At 36.3% G+C, this 939-nt stretch carries 1 protein-coding gene; it reads left to right on the top strand.

Annotated features, from left to right (window positions below):
* The coding region (locus BN338_RS12465; protein WP_039762360.1) for a type ISP restriction/modification enzyme at positions 1–939 on the top strand (939 nt) is incomplete at both ends.

Here is a 939-nt window from a genome sequence, read left to right as displayed (position 1 = left end):
TTCCTTTCAAGCATATTGGTTTAGCTGATACGTTTCGAATGCTTGAAGAGAAGAACTTGCTACAGGAATTGTTTAAAGAAAATAGTGACTATTTAGAACATCAAAAGAAACTGGATATCAAAGTTATTTTTGGTAACCCTCCTTATTCTATGGGGCAAAAGAATGAAAATGATAATGCAAAGAATACGCCTTATCCCCTATTAGATAAACGTATTGGTGCGACCTATGCAGCCCAATCGAAAGCAACCAATAAACGATCACTTTACGATAGTTATATCCGTGCAATTCGTTGGGCGAGTGATCGTATTGATAATGCTGGAGTAATTGGCTTTGTTTCTGGTTCTGGTTATATAGAAAAACCAGCAATGGATAGCTTACGAAAATCTTTAGCTAAAGAATTCACCAGTATTTATGTGCTCAACTTACGAGGGGATATTCGTAAAAACATGTTAAGCAATGGGGCGGCTCAAGAAGGCGAAAATGTTTTTGGCAATGGCAGTATGACCGGTATTGCTATAACGCTCTTTATCAAAAAACCTAATGTTACTGGACCTTGTAAAATTTACTATCACGACATTGGTAGTAATCTTACAACTAAAAGAAAACTTGATATAATAAAATCCTTTAAGAGTATTGGTGGCATTACACATAAACAAGCTTGGCAACTTATTACATCAGACAAGCATGGTGACTGGATTCATCAACGTGATGAGAGTTTCAAAACATTTTTAGTACTAGGTATTAAAAAAGGGCATGATACAAAGGTTTTTGAGACTTATTCTCTTGGTATTTCAACCAATCGTGATGCGTGGGTATATAACTCGAGCTGTGACGCTTTAGCAAAAAACATGAGTAATATGATTGCCTTTTATAATAGCGAAGTCAAGCACTTTAATGAAGCTTATGGGCATGCTGATCGCGAGACACGTAAAAAGGCTG

The sequence above is a fragment of the Bartonella queenslandensis AUST/NH15 genome (assembly GCF_000312585.1).
GTDB lineage: Bacteria > Pseudomonadota > Alphaproteobacteria > Rhizobiales > Rhizobiaceae > Bartonella > Bartonella queenslandensis_A.
The sequence above is the reverse complement of the archived record's forward strand: the minus strand, read 5'-3'. Positions and strand labels throughout refer to the sequence as shown.